Source organism: Kocuria sp. CNJ-770, from assembly GCF_001942375.1.
In the GTDB taxonomy this organism is placed as follows: domain Bacteria; phylum Actinomycetota; class Actinomycetes; order Actinomycetales; family Micrococcaceae; genus Kocuria; species Kocuria oceani.
This window is the reverse complement of sequence record NZ_MKJW01000089.1, coordinates 59,986-74,808: the sequence shown is the minus strand read 5'-3', so window position 1 is coordinate 74,808 and position 14,823 is coordinate 59,986. Positions and strand designations below refer to the sequence as shown.

The 14,823-nt window shown below is 73.5% G+C and carries 15 protein-coding genes; 13 read left to right on the top strand and 2 right to left on the bottom strand.

Annotation, left to right across the window (positions count from 1 at the left end; translation table 11 throughout):
* Positions 1–6: 6 nt before the first annotated feature.
* From BJF77_RS21570 to BJF77_RS08380, 9 genes are all read left to right on the top strand, one after another.
* Positions 7–642, top strand: coding sequence for a TAXI family TRAP transporter solute-binding subunit (locus BJF77_RS21570; RefSeq protein ID WP_255396190.1), 636 nt, complete (start codon positions 7–9; stop codon positions 640–642).
* A complete protein-coding gene (locus tag BJF77_RS08415) occupies positions 632–2,632 on the top strand; it encodes a TRAP transporter permease (RefSeq protein WP_255396189.1) in 2,001 nt (666 codons plus the stop codon). The genes BJF77_RS21570 and BJF77_RS08415 overlap by 11 nt, the downstream gene beginning before the upstream one ends.
* Positions 2,633–2,647: 15 nt before the next feature.
* Positions 2,648–3,619, top strand: coding sequence for an enoyl-CoA hydratase/isomerase family protein (locus BJF77_RS08410; protein ID WP_255396188.1), 972 nt, complete (start codon positions 2,648–2,650; stop codon positions 3,617–3,619).
* Positions 3,620–3,704: 85 nt separating this feature from the next.
* Positions 3,705–4,586 (top strand): 3-hydroxyacyl-CoA dehydrogenase family protein, encoded by an 882-nt coding sequence (locus tag BJF77_RS08405; RefSeq protein WP_075871866.1) that lies wholly within the window; start codon positions 3,705–3,707, stop codon positions 4,584–4,586.
* A 45-nt stretch (positions 4,587–4,631) separates the two neighbouring features.
* The gene (locus BJF77_RS08400) at positions 4,632–5,846 is read left to right on the top strand and encodes a CaiB/BaiF CoA-transferase family protein (RefSeq protein ID WP_075871865.1); all 1,215 of its coding nucleotides are present in this window, start codon (positions 4,632–4,634) and stop codon (positions 5,844–5,846) included.
* Entirely contained in the window at positions 5,843–6,451 is a 609-nt protein-coding gene (locus tag BJF77_RS08395) for a thioesterase family protein (RefSeq protein ID WP_075871864.1), read from the top strand. The genes BJF77_RS08400 and BJF77_RS08395 overlap by 4 nt, the downstream gene beginning before the upstream one ends.
* The gene (locus tag BJF77_RS08390; RefSeq protein ID WP_075871863.1) at positions 6,448–6,987 is read left to right on the top strand and encodes an MFS transporter; all 540 of its coding nucleotides are present in this window, start codon (positions 6,448–6,450) and stop codon (positions 6,985–6,987) included. The genes BJF77_RS08395 and BJF77_RS08390 overlap by 4 nt, the downstream gene beginning before the upstream one ends.
* Positions 6,975–7,904, top strand: coding sequence for an MFS transporter (locus BJF77_RS08385; RefSeq protein WP_075871862.1), 930 nt, complete (start codon positions 6,975–6,977; stop codon positions 7,902–7,904). The genes BJF77_RS08390 and BJF77_RS08385 overlap by 13 nt, the downstream gene beginning before the upstream one ends.
* Positions 7,901–9,136 (top strand): acyl-CoA dehydrogenase family protein, encoded by a 1,236-nt coding sequence (locus BJF77_RS08380; protein WP_075871861.1) that lies wholly within the window; start codon positions 7,901–7,903, stop codon positions 9,134–9,136. Before BJF77_RS08385 ends, BJF77_RS08380 begins: the two co-directional genes overlap by 4 nt.
* A gap of 89 nt (positions 9,137–9,225) precedes the next feature.
* Here BJF77_RS08380 and BJF77_RS08375 read toward each other — a convergent pair whose 3' ends face one another.
* Positions 9,226–10,158, bottom strand: coding sequence for a LysR substrate-binding domain-containing protein (locus BJF77_RS08375; RefSeq protein ID WP_075871860.1), 933 nt, complete (start codon positions 10,156–10,158; stop codon positions 9,226–9,228).
* 202 nt (positions 10,159–10,360) lie between these two features.
* Here BJF77_RS08375 and BJF77_RS08370 point away from each other — a divergent pair, with 202 nt between their 5' ends.
* The 4 genes from BJF77_RS08370 (at position 10,361) to BJF77_RS08355 (ending at position 13,666) form a co-directional block, all read left to right on the top strand.
* Complete coding sequence (locus BJF77_RS08370; RefSeq protein ID WP_075871859.1) at positions 10,361–11,227, top strand: hypothetical protein; 867 nt, start codon at positions 10,361–10,363, stop codon at positions 11,225–11,227.
* 308 nt (positions 11,228–11,535) lie between these two features.
* Entirely contained in the window at positions 11,536–12,069 is a 534-nt protein-coding gene (locus BJF77_RS08365) for a hypothetical protein (protein WP_075871858.1), read from the top strand.
* Between the two features lie 114 nt (positions 12,070–12,183).
* Positions 12,184–12,804 (top strand): superoxide dismutase, encoded by a 621-nt coding sequence (locus BJF77_RS08360; RefSeq protein WP_047802353.1) that lies wholly within the window; start codon positions 12,184–12,186, stop codon positions 12,802–12,804.
* A gap of 316 nt (positions 12,805–13,120) precedes the next feature.
* A complete protein-coding gene (locus tag BJF77_RS08355; protein WP_075871857.1) occupies positions 13,121–13,666 on the top strand; it encodes a hypothetical protein in 546 nt (181 codons plus the stop codon).
* Here the strand turns inward: BJF77_RS08355 and BJF77_RS08350 are convergent.
* Positions 13,652–14,821 carry a cysteine desulfurase family protein gene (locus tag BJF77_RS08350; RefSeq protein WP_075871856.1) on the bottom strand — a complete coding sequence of 390 codons (1,170 nt, stop codon included), beginning with the start codon at positions 14,819–14,821 and terminating at the stop codon, positions 13,652–13,654. The genes BJF77_RS08355 and BJF77_RS08350 overlap by 15 nt on opposite strands.
* Positions 14,822–14,823: the final 2 nt, after the last annotated feature.

Below are 14,823 nucleotides of genomic sequence, written 5' to 3'. Positions count from 1 at the left end.
GAGGACGTGCAGAAGGTCCCCGTCTCCTACGGCGAGCAGATCGCCGCTCTGGAGGCCGGGCAGATCGACGCCCTGTACCAGAACGTGGTGGGCTCCAACATCGACGAGCTCGCCTCCACGCACGACGTGAAGTGGCTGGGCTTCGACGACCCGGACCCGGCCCGCTACGAGACCTGGGAGGAGCTCATGCCCATGGTCTCGGTCGGCGAGGTCACCGACGGCGCCGGGATGGAGAAGGGGGAGAGCGCCCGCGTGCTCGAGTACACGATCCCGCTCACCACCCTGGCCTCCCGGGACGCCGACGAGGTCTACCACCTCGTGAAGTCGATGGTGGAGCACTACGAGCGCTACGGGACCACCACCCCGGACACCCACCGGTTCTCCTTCGACGCCGTCCTGAAGGAGCCTCTCGTGGTCCCGTTCCACGAGGGCACCGTGCGCTACTTCGAGGAGCGCGGCGTGTGGACCGAGGAGCTCGAGCGGAAGAACCAGGAGCTCGTCGAGCGCGGCGAGCGGATGCGGGAGGGGTGGCCCGGCGTCGTCGAGTCCTCCTCGGAGGAGACGCTCGCGCAGGACTGGGCGGAGTGGAAGAAGACCGAGCTGGACACCGAGCCGACCGAGGGGACCGACGATGAGAACTGACACCCGGGTGACGACCCCGTGGCGGGCCGCCGTGATCGTGCTGACCGTCCTGGGCGTGCTGCTGGCCATGAACCAGGTCTTCTTCTGGAACGTGGGCGGGCTGTCCCTGCTCACCAACTCCTACCTCTATCTGATCCTGGCCGCCTTCCTGCCGGTCGTGTTCATCGTCAACCCGCTGCGCAAGGTGCCCCTGGCCGCGAAGGTCGGGGCCGGCCGGGACGACGACGACGCACCCGTGCCGCACGAGTCCCCGGTCCGCTGGTACGACGTGCTGCTCATGGTGGTCGCGGCGGCGGTGTGCGTGTACTTCGCGGTCAACGGCACCCGGATCAAGAACTTCGGCTGGGAGTTCATGGCGCCGACCACGGCCACGGTGGCAGCCTTCGTGCTGTGGCTCGTGGTCCTGGAGGCCCTGCGCCGCACCGGCGGGACGGTGGTCACCGTGATCGCCCTGCTCTTCTCGCTCTATCCGCTGGTCGCCGAGAACCTGCCGATCGGGGTGCTGCAGGGCGTGACCTACGACCTGCCCACGCTGGCGCAGGTGCACATCATGGGCGCCGAGGGCGTGCTGGGCCTGCCGATCCAGACCGCGGCGACCATCCTCGTGGGCTTCCTGGTCTTCGGCGTGGCCCTGCAGCACACCGGCGGCGCGGACTTCTTCCACAACCTGTCGATGTCGATCTTCGGCCGCTACCGCGGCGGCTCCGCCAAGGTGTCCGTGGCCAGCAGCGCCGCGATGGGCATGATGAGCGGCAGCGCGGTGTCCAACGTGCTGACCACCGGGCCCATGACCATCCCGGCCATGAAGCGCTCCGGGTTCAGCCCCACCTACGCCGGCGGGATCGAGGCCACGGCCTCCTCCGGCGGGTCCATCACCCCGCCGATCATGGGCACCGCGGCCTTCCTGATGGTCTCCTTCGTGGGGGTGCCCTACACGGAGATCCTGGTGGCCGCCACCATCCCCGCCGTCCTGTACTTCCTGGGCATCTACCTGCAGGTCGACGGGTACGCGGCCCGCAAGGGGCTGAAGGGCGTGCCCGTGAGCATGCTGCCCCGGACCCTCGCCACCCTGGTGCAGGGCTGGCCCTACGTCCTGGCGCTGGCCCTGCTCACCGGGATGCTGTTCCTCACCGGCTCCGAGGCGCAGGTGCCCTACTGGGTGATCCTGGTGCTGCTCGTGGTGGCCGTCCTGCGCCCGGGCCAGACGTTCGGCCTGCGGGAGTTCACCGACTTCCTGGTCGACTCCGGCCGGACGCTGGGCAACATCATCGGGATCATCGCCGGAGTGGGCCTGATCGTCGGCGGGCTCACCGCTACCGGCGTGAGCCTGTCCCTGGCCCGCGAGCTGGTCTCGCTGGTCGGCGACAACGTGATGCTCATCCTCATCGCCGGCGCGGTCACCTGCTTCGTCCTCGGGATGGGCATGACGATCTCCGCCGCCTACGTGTTCCTGGCGATCGTCATGGTCCCGGCGGTGATCGACCTCGGGGTGAACCCGCTCGCGGCGCACCTGTTCGTCATCTACTGGGCGTCCGTCTCCTACATCACCCCGCCCGTGGGCCTGGCCGCCTTCGCCGCGGCGGGCCTGGCCAAGGCCCCCGCCATGGCCACCAGCGTGGCGGCCATGAAGCTGGGCGCGGTGAAGTACATCGTCCCGTTCGGCTTCGCCCTCAACCCGGCGCTGGTCGCCCAGGACTCGCCCGGGCGAATCCTGCTGGCCTTCGCGCTGAGCTTCGTGGGCGTCTACGCCCTGGCCTCGGCGATCGAGGGCTGGACGGTCGGCTTCGACCGCCGGATGCCCGCGCTGTTCCGGGTCGCCGCGGCCGTCGGCGGGTTCCTGCTCTTCCTGCCCACCCCGCTCACCGCCGTCGTCGGCCTGGCCCTCGTGGCCGGGAGCGTGCTGCTGACCTTCCTCACCGTGAGGACCGGGCCCACCGACGACGACGCCCCTGCGGCCCGGGCCGATGCGCCCGCGACCGCGAACGCCTGACCGGAAGGACCAGCCATGAGCGAGACCACCACGGACACGACCACCGGCACGGACGCGGACACCACCACCGGCACGGACGCCGGCACGACCACCGGCGCCGACCCAGCCGCGGACACCACCACCGGCACGACCACCGGCGCCGACCCGGCCGCGGACACCACCACGGGCACCGGAGCGGACACCAGCACCGGCACGGACGCCGGCATCGAGACGGGGACGGGCACCGTCGTCGTCGAGCTGCGGGGCCGCGTCGCCGTCGTCACCGTGACCCGGCCCGACGTGCGCAACGCCCTGAACCTCGGGGTGCTGGACGGGATCGAGGCCGCCCTCGACGCGTGCGAGCGGCGGGCCGACGTCGACGCGGTCGTCTTCACCGGCGCGGGGGAGAAGTCCTTCGTGGCCGGCGCGGACATCTCCCAGCTGGTCGGCTACACGCTGCAGGACGGGCTGCGGGCCCGGATGCAGCGCCTCTGGGACCGGATCCAGGACCTCGAGCTGCCCACGATCGCCGCCGTCAACGGCGTGGCCCTGGGCGGGGGCAACGAGCTGGCGATGTCCTGCGACATCCGGATCGCCGCCGACCGCGCCCGGTTCGGGCTGCCCGAGGCCGGCCTCGGCATCCTCCCGGGCGCCGGAGGCACCCAGCGGCTCTCCCGGCTCGTGGGCCTGGGCCGGGCCCAGGAGATGATCCTCACCGGCCGGATCATCGACGCCGAGGAGGCCCTGCGGATCGGCCTGGTCACCAGCGTGGTGCCCCCCGAGGAGCTGCTCGACGCCGCGCTCGGCACCGCGGGCACGATCCTGGCCAAGGGGCCGCTGGCCGTGCGCCTGGCCAAGCTCGTGGTGCGCGGCGGCGCCGAGACGGACCAGCGCACCGGGCTGCTGCTGGAGCGCCTGGCCCAGTCCCTGCTCTACGCCGCCGACGAGAAGGCCGAGGGCGCGAGCGCCTTCCTGGAGAAGCGGCCCGCGCGCTTCCGCGACGCCTGAGACACCCCACGGCCGGCACCACGGCCGAACCCACCGACCACGATCCACCACCCGAGGCCCCGCGCGGCCTCTCGAAGGAGCCACCATGAACCCCCAGCCGAGCATCGACGCCGTCCACGACGTCCTCGTGGTGGGATCCGGGGCCATGGGCACCCAGATCGGGGCGGTCTTCGCCCTGGCCGGCTATCCCGTCACCACCAGCGACCTCGACCCCGCCGCCCTCGAGCGGTCCCGGGACGAGGTGCACCGCCGCCTCGACCGGCTCGCCGAGAAGGGCCGCCGCAGCCGCGAGGAGGTCGACGCCGCCCTGGCCCGGATGGCCTACACCACCGACTCACTGGAGGCCGCCCGCACCGCCGACTTCGTGCTCGAGGCCGCCGTGGAGCGGCTGGACATCAAGCGGCAGCTCTTCGCCGACCTGGACGAGGCCGCCCCCGAGCACGCGATCCTGGCGACCAACTCCTCCACCATCCCCTCCTCCCTGCTGATGGACGCCACCGGGCGCGGGGACCGGGTGTGCAACATGCACTTCTTCAACCCGGCGCTGGTCATGGCCTGCGTCGAGGTGGTGCGCAACCCGCTGACCTCGGACGCGACCGTGGAGACCACCCTCGAACTGGCCCGCCGGCTCGGCAAGCAGCCGGTGCGGCTCAACCAGGAGGTGCCCGGCTTCGTGGCCAACCGCCTGCTGGGGGCCCTGCGGGACGAGGCGCTGCGGCTGGAGGCCGACGGCGTGGCCAGCTTCGAGGACATCGACGTGGCCGCTCGCACCGCCCTGGGCCACCCGATGGGCCCCTTCGAGCTCATGGACCTGGTGGGCATCGACGTGTCCTACCTGATCCGCCTGTCCGAGCACGAGCAGAGCGGGGACCCCGCGGACCTGCCGCACCCCTCCGTGCAGAAGCTCTACGAGCAGGGCCGCTACGGCCGCAAGACCGGCCGCGGCTGGTACGAGTACGCCGGCTGAGCGCCACCCGCGCGCCGCACCCACCGAACCACGAGGAGAGACGACATGAGCCAGTTCGAGGACCTGCGCGTCCTGCAGGAGACCTTCGGCCGCCCCGGCACCGGCCCGCTCGCCGGGGTGGTGGTCGCGGACCTCAGCCGGGTGCTCGCCGGGCCCTACTGCACCATGCTCCTGGCGGACATGGGCGCCACCGTGATCAAGGTGGAGTCCACCGCCGGGGACGACGCCCGTGCGTGGGTGCCGCCGCACCGGGACGGGGAGAGCACCTTCTTCCTCTCGGTCAACCGGAACAAGCACTCGATCGCCCTGGACTTCGCCGACCCGGAGCAGCTCCAGGTCGTGGAGCAGATCGTCGCCCGGGCGGACATCCTCGTGGAGAACTTCAAGCCCGGCGGGCTGGCCCGCTACGGCCTCGACTACGAGAGCGTCAGCGCGTGGCGCCCGGACCTCGTCTACGCCTCGATCACCGGCTTCGGCACCGCCGGCGGCGCGGACCTGCCCGGCTACGACCTGCTGGCCCAGGCCCTCTCCGGGATGATGAGCCTCACCGGCAGCCAGGACGGTGAGCCGTACCGGGCCGGCGTGGCCCTGTTCGACGTCATCACGGGCCTGCACGCGGCCACCGGCATCCTGGGCGCCTTCCACGAGCGCCAGGCCTCCGGTGCGGGCCAGCACGTGGAGCTGAACCTGCTCACCTCGGCCCTGTCCGGGCTGGTCAACCAGTCCGCCGCCTACGTGGCCGGCGGCAGCGTGCCCACCCGGATGGGCAACGAGCACCCCAGCCTCTACCCCTACGAGCCGTTCCCCGCCCGGGACAAGGACATCGTCATCGCCGTGGGCAACAACGGGCAGTTCGCCCGGCTCTGCCGGTGCCTCGGGGCCCCGGAGCTGGCCGAGGACGAGCGGTTCCGCACGGTGTCCGCGCGCAACGCGAACCGGGTGGAGCTGCGCCGGCTGATGATCGAGCGGCTCGCTGCCCGGGACGCCGAGGACTGGTTCGAGCGGCTCAAGGCCGTGCAGGTGCCCTGCGCCCCGATCCTCGGGGTGGACGAGGGCGTCCGGTTCGCGGAGGGGCTCGGCCTGGACCCGGTGGTCCTCGCCGGGTCCGGGGACCGCGAGATCCCCACGGTCCGCCACCCGGTGGAGTTCAGCCGCACCCCGGTCGACTACACGCAGGCCCCGCCGCGGCTCGACGGCGACCGGGACCGGGTCCTGGCCTGGCTCGAGCGCGGGCGGCCCGCGGTCCGGGAGGCGTCATGAGCGCCGTGCACCGCACCGTGCTGCCCGTGCGCTGGTCCGACCAGGACCTCAACCGGCACGTCAACAACGCCCGCGTGGTGACCCTGATCGAGGAGGCCCGGCTCTCGGCCGTCGCCGCCTGGCTGGGGGAGGACGGCGTCCCGGACCCCGCCCGCCCCCGGGTGGTGGTGTCCCTGTCCCTGGACTACCTGCGGCCCATCGACCACGGCCCGGAGCTCACCGCCCACGTCTGGGTGGCCCGGCTCGGCCGCTCCTCCTACACCGTGGCCTACGAGCTGCGCCAGCACGGCCGGGCCGCGGCCCGGGCCCGCACCGTGCTCGTGCAGACGGACCCGGCCACCGGACGGTCCGTGCCGCTGCCGGAGGGGGTGCGCACGGTCCTGGAGGGCCTGGTCGTCCCGGACCCGGAGCAGGATTCGGAGCGGTCCTCCGGGGCGGACCCGGACCCGGAGCGCGGCCCAGCACCGTCCCCGGGATCGGAGCCGGCCCGGGAACCGGAGCAGCGGGCCGCAGCGGTCCGGGAGTCCGGGCCGGCCCCGGGGACGGGGCGCGGGCCGGCGCCGGATCCCGCCCCGGCGCCGGGCTCCGTGACCGCACGTGCATGAGCGCCGCGGCGGGGCCCGGACGGGGCGCGGGGCGGATCGCCTATCCGGCGCTGCTGGCCACCACCGCGCTGGGGACCATGTCCTCGAACGTCATCAACGCCCCGCTGTGGGTGATCCGCACGGATCTGGGCATGACGGCCCAGCAGTCCGTCCTGGCCGTGAGCGCCTTCACGATCGCCATGGCCACGGCGGTGCCGCTGGCCGGCTGGCTCGGCGACCGGCTCGGGGTGAAGGTCTTCCTCATCGCAGCGCTCGGGGTGATGGTGCTCGCGGAGCTCACGGCGGCCTCGGCCACCGGCCTGGAGACCCTGGTCTCCGCCCGCGCGGTGCAGGGCGCGGCGTGCAGCGCGATCCCGCCGTGCGTGCAGGCCGCCCTCGTCAGCACCTGGCCGGAGCGCACGGCGCAGACCATGGGCGCGTGGGCCTCGGCCATCGGCGTGGGCCAGGCCGTGGGGCCGCCCTTCGGCGGGCTCCTCACCGAGGCGCTGGGCTGGCGCTGGGTCTTCCTCGTGCACGCCGGCTGGTGCTCGTGCTGATGGCCCTGCTCGCGGCGTCCATGCCGAGGGTCGGGCGGCGCCGCCCGCCCATGCACGTGGCCGCGATGGCCTGGCTCGTGGTGGGCGGCGGCTCCACGGCCACCGCCGTGCTGCTGGCCGGGCAGACCGGCCCGTGGACCGCGGTGGCGCTGCTCGCGGCCTGCGCGGTGCTCGGCTGGTGGCTGTTCGCCCACCTCTCCCGGCGCCGGGCCCGCCGGTCGGCGGCGGACGGCACGGCGCCCCGGCCCCTGCTGGACCCCGCCCTGCTGCGGGACCCGGCCTACCTCACGGCCGCGGCCGGGGCGGGGCTGGCCATGGGGACCCTGGCGGTGGCCATCGTGGCCGTGCCGCTGTTCCTCGGCGCCGAGCTGCGGCTGGGCCCGGCGCAGATCGGCGTCGTGGTCTTCACGCTCGCGCTCGCGATGACGGCCACCGGCCCCGCCGCCGCGCGGATCGGCCGGCGGCTGGGCAGCCGGGTGCAGCTGGGCCGCGGCGTCGCGCTGGTCGTGCTGGCCGCCCCCGTGGTCACCGTGGCCATGGCGACCTCCGGACTGGGCGTGGCCCGCTGGGTGGTCGTGTCCCTGGTGGTGCTGGGCCTCGTGCTCGCCGGGATCGGCATCGCCCTCGCCCAGAGCGCGGCGGCCACGGAGCTCGTCCTCTCGCCCGCCGGCCGCTCCGGCGCCGCCGTGGGCATCCACAACATGATCCGCTTCCTCTCCATGGCCGCCGGCTACTCCGCGGTCTCCCTGGCCTGGGCCACCGGCGCCTCCCTGTTCGTCTTTCCCGCGCTCGCCGTGGCCGCCCTGGGCCTGCTCCTGCTGCTGCGGGTCACCCGGGGCCCTGAGCCGGCCCCGGCGCCCCCGCCCCTTCCCACCACCGCGGGTCCTGCGACCCGCCGACGAAAGGACCGACCATGACCACCACCTCCAGCGCTCCCTCGACCGCGTCCCCGGAGGCCGTTCCCGCCGGCACCGCGACCTCCGACTACTTCCGGCTCGACGACGACCTCAGCCCCGAGGAGATCGCCGTGCGCGACCGCGTGCGCGCCTTCGCCGAGCAGCAGGTGCTGCCCCTGATCAACGACTACTGGGAGCGTGCCGAGTTCCCGTGGGAGCTGCTGCCCGGCCTGGCCGAGCTGGGCATCATCGGCACCACCATCCAGGGCCACGGCTGCCCGGGGATGAGCCGGAAAGCCGCCGGGATGGTCGCCCGCGAGATGGCGCGGGTGGACGGCAGCATCAACACGTTCCTGGGCGTGCACGGCAACCTGTGCATGGGCGCGCTGAACATGCTCGGGTCCGAGGAGCAGAAGGACCGCTGGCTGCCGGCCATGGCCCGGCTGGAGAAGACCGGGGCGTTCGCCCTCACCGAGCCCGAGCACGGCTCCGACTCGGTGGCCCTGGAGACCACCGCCCGCCGGGACGGGGACTGCTGGGTGATCGACGGGCACAAGCGCTGGATCGGCAACGGGCACGCGGCCGACGTCGTCGTGCTGTTCGCGCGCAGCACCGAGGACGGGAAGGTCAACGCCTTCGTCGTCGAGAAGACCGACGCCGGCGAGCACCCGGCCGGCTACCGGCCCGAGGTCATCACCGGCAAGGTCGGCAAGCGGGCGATCCAGCAGGCCGACATCGTGCTGGAGGGCCTGCGGGTGCCCGCGGCCAACCGGCTGGAGCACTGCCGGTCCTTCAAGGACGTCTCCCGCGTGCTGCAGGCCACCCGCGGCGGCGCCGCCTGGGAGGCCGTGGGCCACGCGATGGCCGCGTTCGAGATCGCCGCCGACTACGCCTCCCGCCGCAAGCAGTTCGGCCACGCGATCGGCAGCTACCAGCTCGTGCAGTCCCGGCTGGCGAACATGCTCAGCGAGCTCACCGCCATGCAGCTGCTGTGCAACCGGATGGCCGAGCTCGCCGACCGGGGGCAGCTGTCCAACGCGCAGGCCTCGATGGTGAAGATGGCCACCGCGCAGAAGGGCAAGTGGATCTGCAACGAGGCCCGCGACCTGCTCGCCGGCAACGGGCTGCTGCTGGAGAACCACGTCGTCCGGCACATGACGGACATGGAGGTCGTCTCCACCTACGAGGGCACCGACTTCATCCAGGCGCTGCTCGTGGGCCGGGACATCACCGGGATCTCGGCCTTCAGCTGAGCCGCCCGGCACGGGGCCACGGTGCCGGAGTCCCCGGCGGCGCGGCCCCGTGCCGTGTCCCCCGGTGTCGTGTCCCCCGAGCGGGGGGGTCACGGCGCCGGGAGCGGGTCCTCCGGGACCGAGGAGTCGGCCGGTGCGGGGAACACCGTCTCGGAGATCTCGATGACCGACTGCAGGGCGGGATTGGCATCCCCTCGGCGCCAGATGAGCCGGACCTCCACGGGCTTCTGCTCCCGGGTCAGCGGCTTGTAGACCACACCCCGGGAGGGCACGTTGTCCCGCACGCTGGAGAGGATCAGGGAGATGCCCATCCCGGCGCCCACCAGCACCACCAGCGTCCAGGAGTCCGGGGCCACCTGCACGATCCGCGGGACGAAGCCGGCGTTCATCGCCAGGGTGTTCAGCCGGTTGGGCAGCGTGGCCCCGGCCCCTCCGGGCAGGACGATCCAGGCCTCCTCGGCCAGGTCCTCGACGTCGACGGTCTCGCGGTCGGCCAGCGGGTGGCTCTCCGGCAGCGCGATGAGCAGCTCCTCGAGGGCGACCAGCCGGGAGTCGACCTCCGCGGGCAGGAAGTCCCAGCGGCCGATCACCAGGTCGAGGGAGTCGTCCAGGACCTTCTGCAGGCCGAGGTGGGAGAACTGCGAGCTGTAGAGCTCCAGGCTGATCCCCGGGCGCAGCCGGCGGACCTGCCGCGCCAGCTCGCCCACCGCCTGGTTCACGGAGGCCCCGGCGAAGCCGAGCCGGGCCCGCCCGATCTCGCCCTGCTGGGACTTGCGGACCACGTCCTTGATCCGCCGGGCCAGCATGACCAGCTCCCGGGCCGGTTCGAGGAGGGCCTCGCCCTGGGGCGTGAGCGTCACGTGGCGGGTGCTGCGCTCGAACAGGGTGGCGCCCAGTTCGGCCTCCAGCTGCCGGATCAGCCGGCTCAGGGGTGGCTGCGCCATGTGCAGGCGCTGGGCCGCCCGGCCGAAGTGCAGCTCCTCGGCGACGGCGAGGAACGCCTGGGCCTTGTGGACTTCCATCCCGCCAGACTATGGCGTGCCGCGGAGGCGGAAGGGCCGCCTCCTCGTCGCAATCGTCATCTATGGGGCTTGTGCGCCGGTCCGTGGCATGCTTCGTCTCGTTATGGGCGCCGTCACGTCTCGGAAACGTCCCGTGCCCGGTGCAGTAACACGGCTTTCCTACAGTTCGGAGCAGCACCCGCCCCGCCCCCAAGGAGCACCCATGACCGAGCACGCCGGACCAGGACCCGCGCCCTCCCTGCCGCACGCGCGGCGGCGGGCGCTCCGCGTGGTGGGCGGCACCGCGGTGGAACCCGCCGGCACCGTGGAACCCGCCGGCACCGAGGAGGAGCGGGCGCGGGCCCGTGCCGCCGCCGCGCGCGCCGCGCACCCGTCCTCCGGGATCGGCGTGCCCGGGTTCCGGCGTCCCGAGCCTGCCGCCACGGTTCCCGGCGCCCCGGACGTCCCGCCCGCCCCCGCGCCGTACCCGGCGCAGGAGCACGAGGACATCCCCGCCCTCGACGGCGCCGGCCCGCACCTCGCCACGGGCCGGGCGTTCCTCGCCGCCGCCCGGCCCGGGGACGTGCTGCGGGTCGAGGTGCTGGGCCTGGCCGGCGGGAGCGCACCGCTGGAATCCGGATGCACCGCCTACCTGCCGGTCCGCACGCAGGGCACGGCCTTCTGTCCCCGAGAGCTCTGCCGGGCCCTGGGCTCGGCCGAGGGAGACCCGCAGGGCTCCTTCCGTCTCACCGTGTGCCCGGCCGGCACGCAGGACCTGCCCTCCGTGGCCCACCGGCACCCGTTCGCCGAGACCGACGAGCACTGGATCGTCGTCGGGCACTCGCGCGTCGAGGCGCCCGAGGAGCCGGCGGGTCAGGCCGGAGCCGGGGACGACGCGCGGTCCTTCTGCATGACCACGGCCATGCACCGGGCGGTGAGCGCCGGGGTGGAGTTCCTGCAGCGGGACCGCGGCCTGGACCGGCCGATCGCCCACGCCTACCTCTCGGCCACCGCCCAGTTCGCCGTCACCCGTCTGGGGGACGGCACGGTCGGCGCGCACGGACGGATCCGCAAGGCCGACTTCGCCTGAGACCGCCGGAACACGCGCCGATTCCTCGGCGTGTGCAGTTGCAATGGTCATATTGCGCATGCACTCACCACGACCGCGCCCGAGCCCCTACTGTGGGTGACGCAGGTCACGCGGGCGTCCGTGCGCGGTTCCGACGACGAGGTCGGGCTGCCTGCCGCCGGTCGGAGCACCACGGCCGGGGCGCCCGGTGACCTGTCCAACCCCCGCGCCGTCACGGTGCCGAAACACGGGGGCGCCGAACCCGTAACACCGTCTCCCTAAGGTCGTAGTCATTCGACGCACCCGCATCCGACCTCGGGAGACCACCCATGCGTGAGCACCTGGCACGACGAGCCGCCGACGAACTCCAGCGCGGCCTCGGGCGGCGCACCTTCTTCCGGGCGGCCGCCGGCGTGGCCGCCGCCGGCGCCGACGAACTCCAGCGCGGCCTCGGGCGGGTGCCCACCATCAGCACACCGGTGCTGCAGACCGGGACCTCCGTGGAGTTCTTCGGCCGTGTCGGCCCGCTCCGCTTCCCCTACGTCACGATCGTCTCCGCACAGGAACCGGGGCGGAAGCTGGCGCTCCGGACCACCCGGGGGATCGTGGATCTCCTGGCGGTCACCACGTGGGCGGCGGTGGACGGGGGCACCGAGGTGCGGACCACCGTCGACGGCCGGCTCACCGCGGCGAGGGCCGGCCTCGCCGCGTGGGCCGAGCGGATCGTGCGCCGCAACCTGGGCGCCGAGCTCGGGGACCTCAAACGGCTGCTGGAGACGGGGCAGTTCGAGTTCACCGTGCCGTCCCAGCTCACGGCGCACCCGCCCCGCTGCACGCTCGAGACCCCACCCGACTTCTTCTGAGCCCCGGCACGGCGCGCCCGCGGGCACCGTACGCTGGTGGCGGAACCTCCTTGACCCCTGCGCGCGCGCGGGACGAGTGTGGAACCACACGACAGCTATCGAAAGGTTTCTCCTATGGCCGAGAAGTACACCCTTCCCGATCTCCCCTACGACTACGCGGCGCTCGAGCCCCACATCTCCGCGAAGATCATGGAGCTGCACCACGACAAGCACCACGCCACCTACGTGGCCGGTGCGAACACGGCCCTCGAGAAGATGGCCGAGGCCCGCGCCAACGACGACGGCGCCGGTGCGGCGAAGCTGTCCAAGGACCTCCAGTTCAACCTCGGCGGCCACGTCAACCACTCGATCTTCTGGAACAACCTCTCCCCGGAGGGCGGCGACAAGCCGACCGGTGAGCTGGCCGCGGCGATCGACGACCACTTCGGGTCCTTCGACGCCTTCCGCGCCCACTTCACCTCCGCGGCGACCACGATCCAGGGCTCCGGCTGGGCGATCCTCGCCTTCGAGCCCATCGGCGGCAACCTCGTCATCGAGCAGATGTACGACCAGCAGAACGGCGTGCCCGTCGCCACGATCCCGCTGCTGCAGCTGGACATGTGGGAGCACGCCTTCTACCTCGACTACCAGAACGTCAAGGCCGACTACGTCAAGGCCTTCTGGAACATCGTGAACTGGGCCGACGTCCAGCAGCGCTTCGAGAAGGCGCGCACCGGAGGCACGTCGATCGTCTGATCCCCACCCCGCTCGGTCGGCGCGGAGCGCGCCGCCCACCGCGAGCAGGACCCCCGGACCGCACGGTCCGGGGGTCCTGTGCTGTCTGCGCGGCCCCGGCCGGGCCCACGGACCCCGGCCGGGCTCCGCCTCTCCCGCCGGAGGCGCGCCCCGCGGCCGGTCGTCCCCGGGCGCGGCCGCACGGCCGGGCATGTCGTCCCATGTCATGGCGGGGTCACAGGTCGATCACGGAACTCGATCCACCCCCGCCCATCCATTAGCGTTCGGAAAGGCGCCGGGGGAGCGGCGCCGGGGACCAGGGGAGACGGGGCGGCACATGCAGAAGGTCATCGCGGTACTGGCGGCCCTGGCGGGGGTGGCCCTCGGGGCGGCGGCGCCGCCGTGGGCGGACGCGGGACTGCGCGAGGACGGCACGGGGTTCGTGACCGGGAACGCCGTCCGGGCCGCGCTGGGCTGGGACGACGCGACCCTGCGGGCCGAAGCCCCGTCGCTGGAGTTCGTCGCCGAGTCCGAGTCGGTCACCGGCATCTCCTGGTCGTGCGTCCACACCGGGACGGCGGAGGTCGTCCCGCAGCGGACGGACCTGGTCGTCACCGAGTCCCGGGCGGTCACGAGCCGGCCGCAGACCACGTGGTGGGGGGCGGTCACCGGCTTCCGGCTGCAGGGCTTCGACGGCCGCGGCGCCTCGAGTGCCGTGCCCGAGGGGCCGGCTCCCGGCTCCTGTCCCACGGGTCCGTGGTCACCGGTCGAGGGCAGCACGCGGACCGTGGAGACGACCGGCGAACCGGTGCTCATGGTGCGCCACGACGGGGCGCAGCACCCGGTGCCGGTGGGCTCAGCCGCGGGCTCAGCCGTGCGGTGAGCCCAGTCGTCGCACGACGTCCCGCGTGGCCGCGACGATCCCGTCCACCTGCTCCGGCGTGATGTCGGCGGAGAGGGTGAAGCGCACCGCGGTGGTGGCGACCTCCGGCGGGTAGCCCATCGCCGTGAGCACGTGCGAGGGCGCGGTGTCCCCGGCCGAGCAGGCCGACCCCGAGGAGACGAGCAGCCCCCGCGACTCCAGGTCCACCAGGACCGTCTCGCCGTTGACCCCGGGGAAGCAGAAGGACGCGTGCCCGGGCAACCGGGACTCCGGGTGCTCCCGCGGGTCGGGGCCGGTCAGGAGGGCCGTGGGCACCTCGGCCAGGACCCCGGTGATCAGCCGGTCCCGCAGCCCGGCCAGGCGCACCGCCTTCGCCGGCCGCTCCTCGGCGGACAGCCGCAGGGCCGTGGCGAGACCGACGGCGCCCGCCACGTCGGAGGTGCCCGAACGCCGGCCGCGCTCGTGCCCGCCTCCGCTCATCAGAGGGCGCAGGGGCGTGCCCCGGCGCACGTAGAGCGCTCCGACGCCCTTCGGCGCCCCGATCTTGTGCCCCGCGAGGCTCAGCGCCGCCACGTCGAGCGCTTGTACGTCCAGCTCCAGCGACCCGGCCGCCTGGACCGCATCCGTATGGAACGGGACTCCCCGAGCCCGAGCCACCGCAGCCAGCTCGGCGACCGCCTGGACCGCACCCGTCTCGTTGTTCGCATGCATCACGGATACCACCGCCGTGCCCGGACGAACAGCCCCGGCCAGGTCGGCGGGGTCGACGAGGCCCTCGGCCGAGACGCCCAGCTCGGTCACCTCGAAGCCGTCCCAGCGGGCCAGGTCGCGCCCGGAGTCCAGCACGGCGTGGTGCTCCACGGCGCTCGTCACCACGTGGGTCGTCGAGGCGTCCCGGTCCCGGCGGGCCAGGGCGATGCCCTTGACCGCCAGGTTGTCCGCCTCGGTCCCCCCTGAGGTGAAGACCACCTCCGCGGGCCGGCAGTTGAGCACCTCGGCCACGGCCTGCCGAGCCGCGTCCAGCCCGGCCCGTGCCCGGCGGCCCACCTCGTGGTGGCTGGAGGCGTTGCCGAACTCCTGGGTGAGGTAGGGCCACATGGCCTCCAGGACCTCACGCCGCACGGGAGTGGTCGCGGCCGCGTCGAGGTACAGCACGG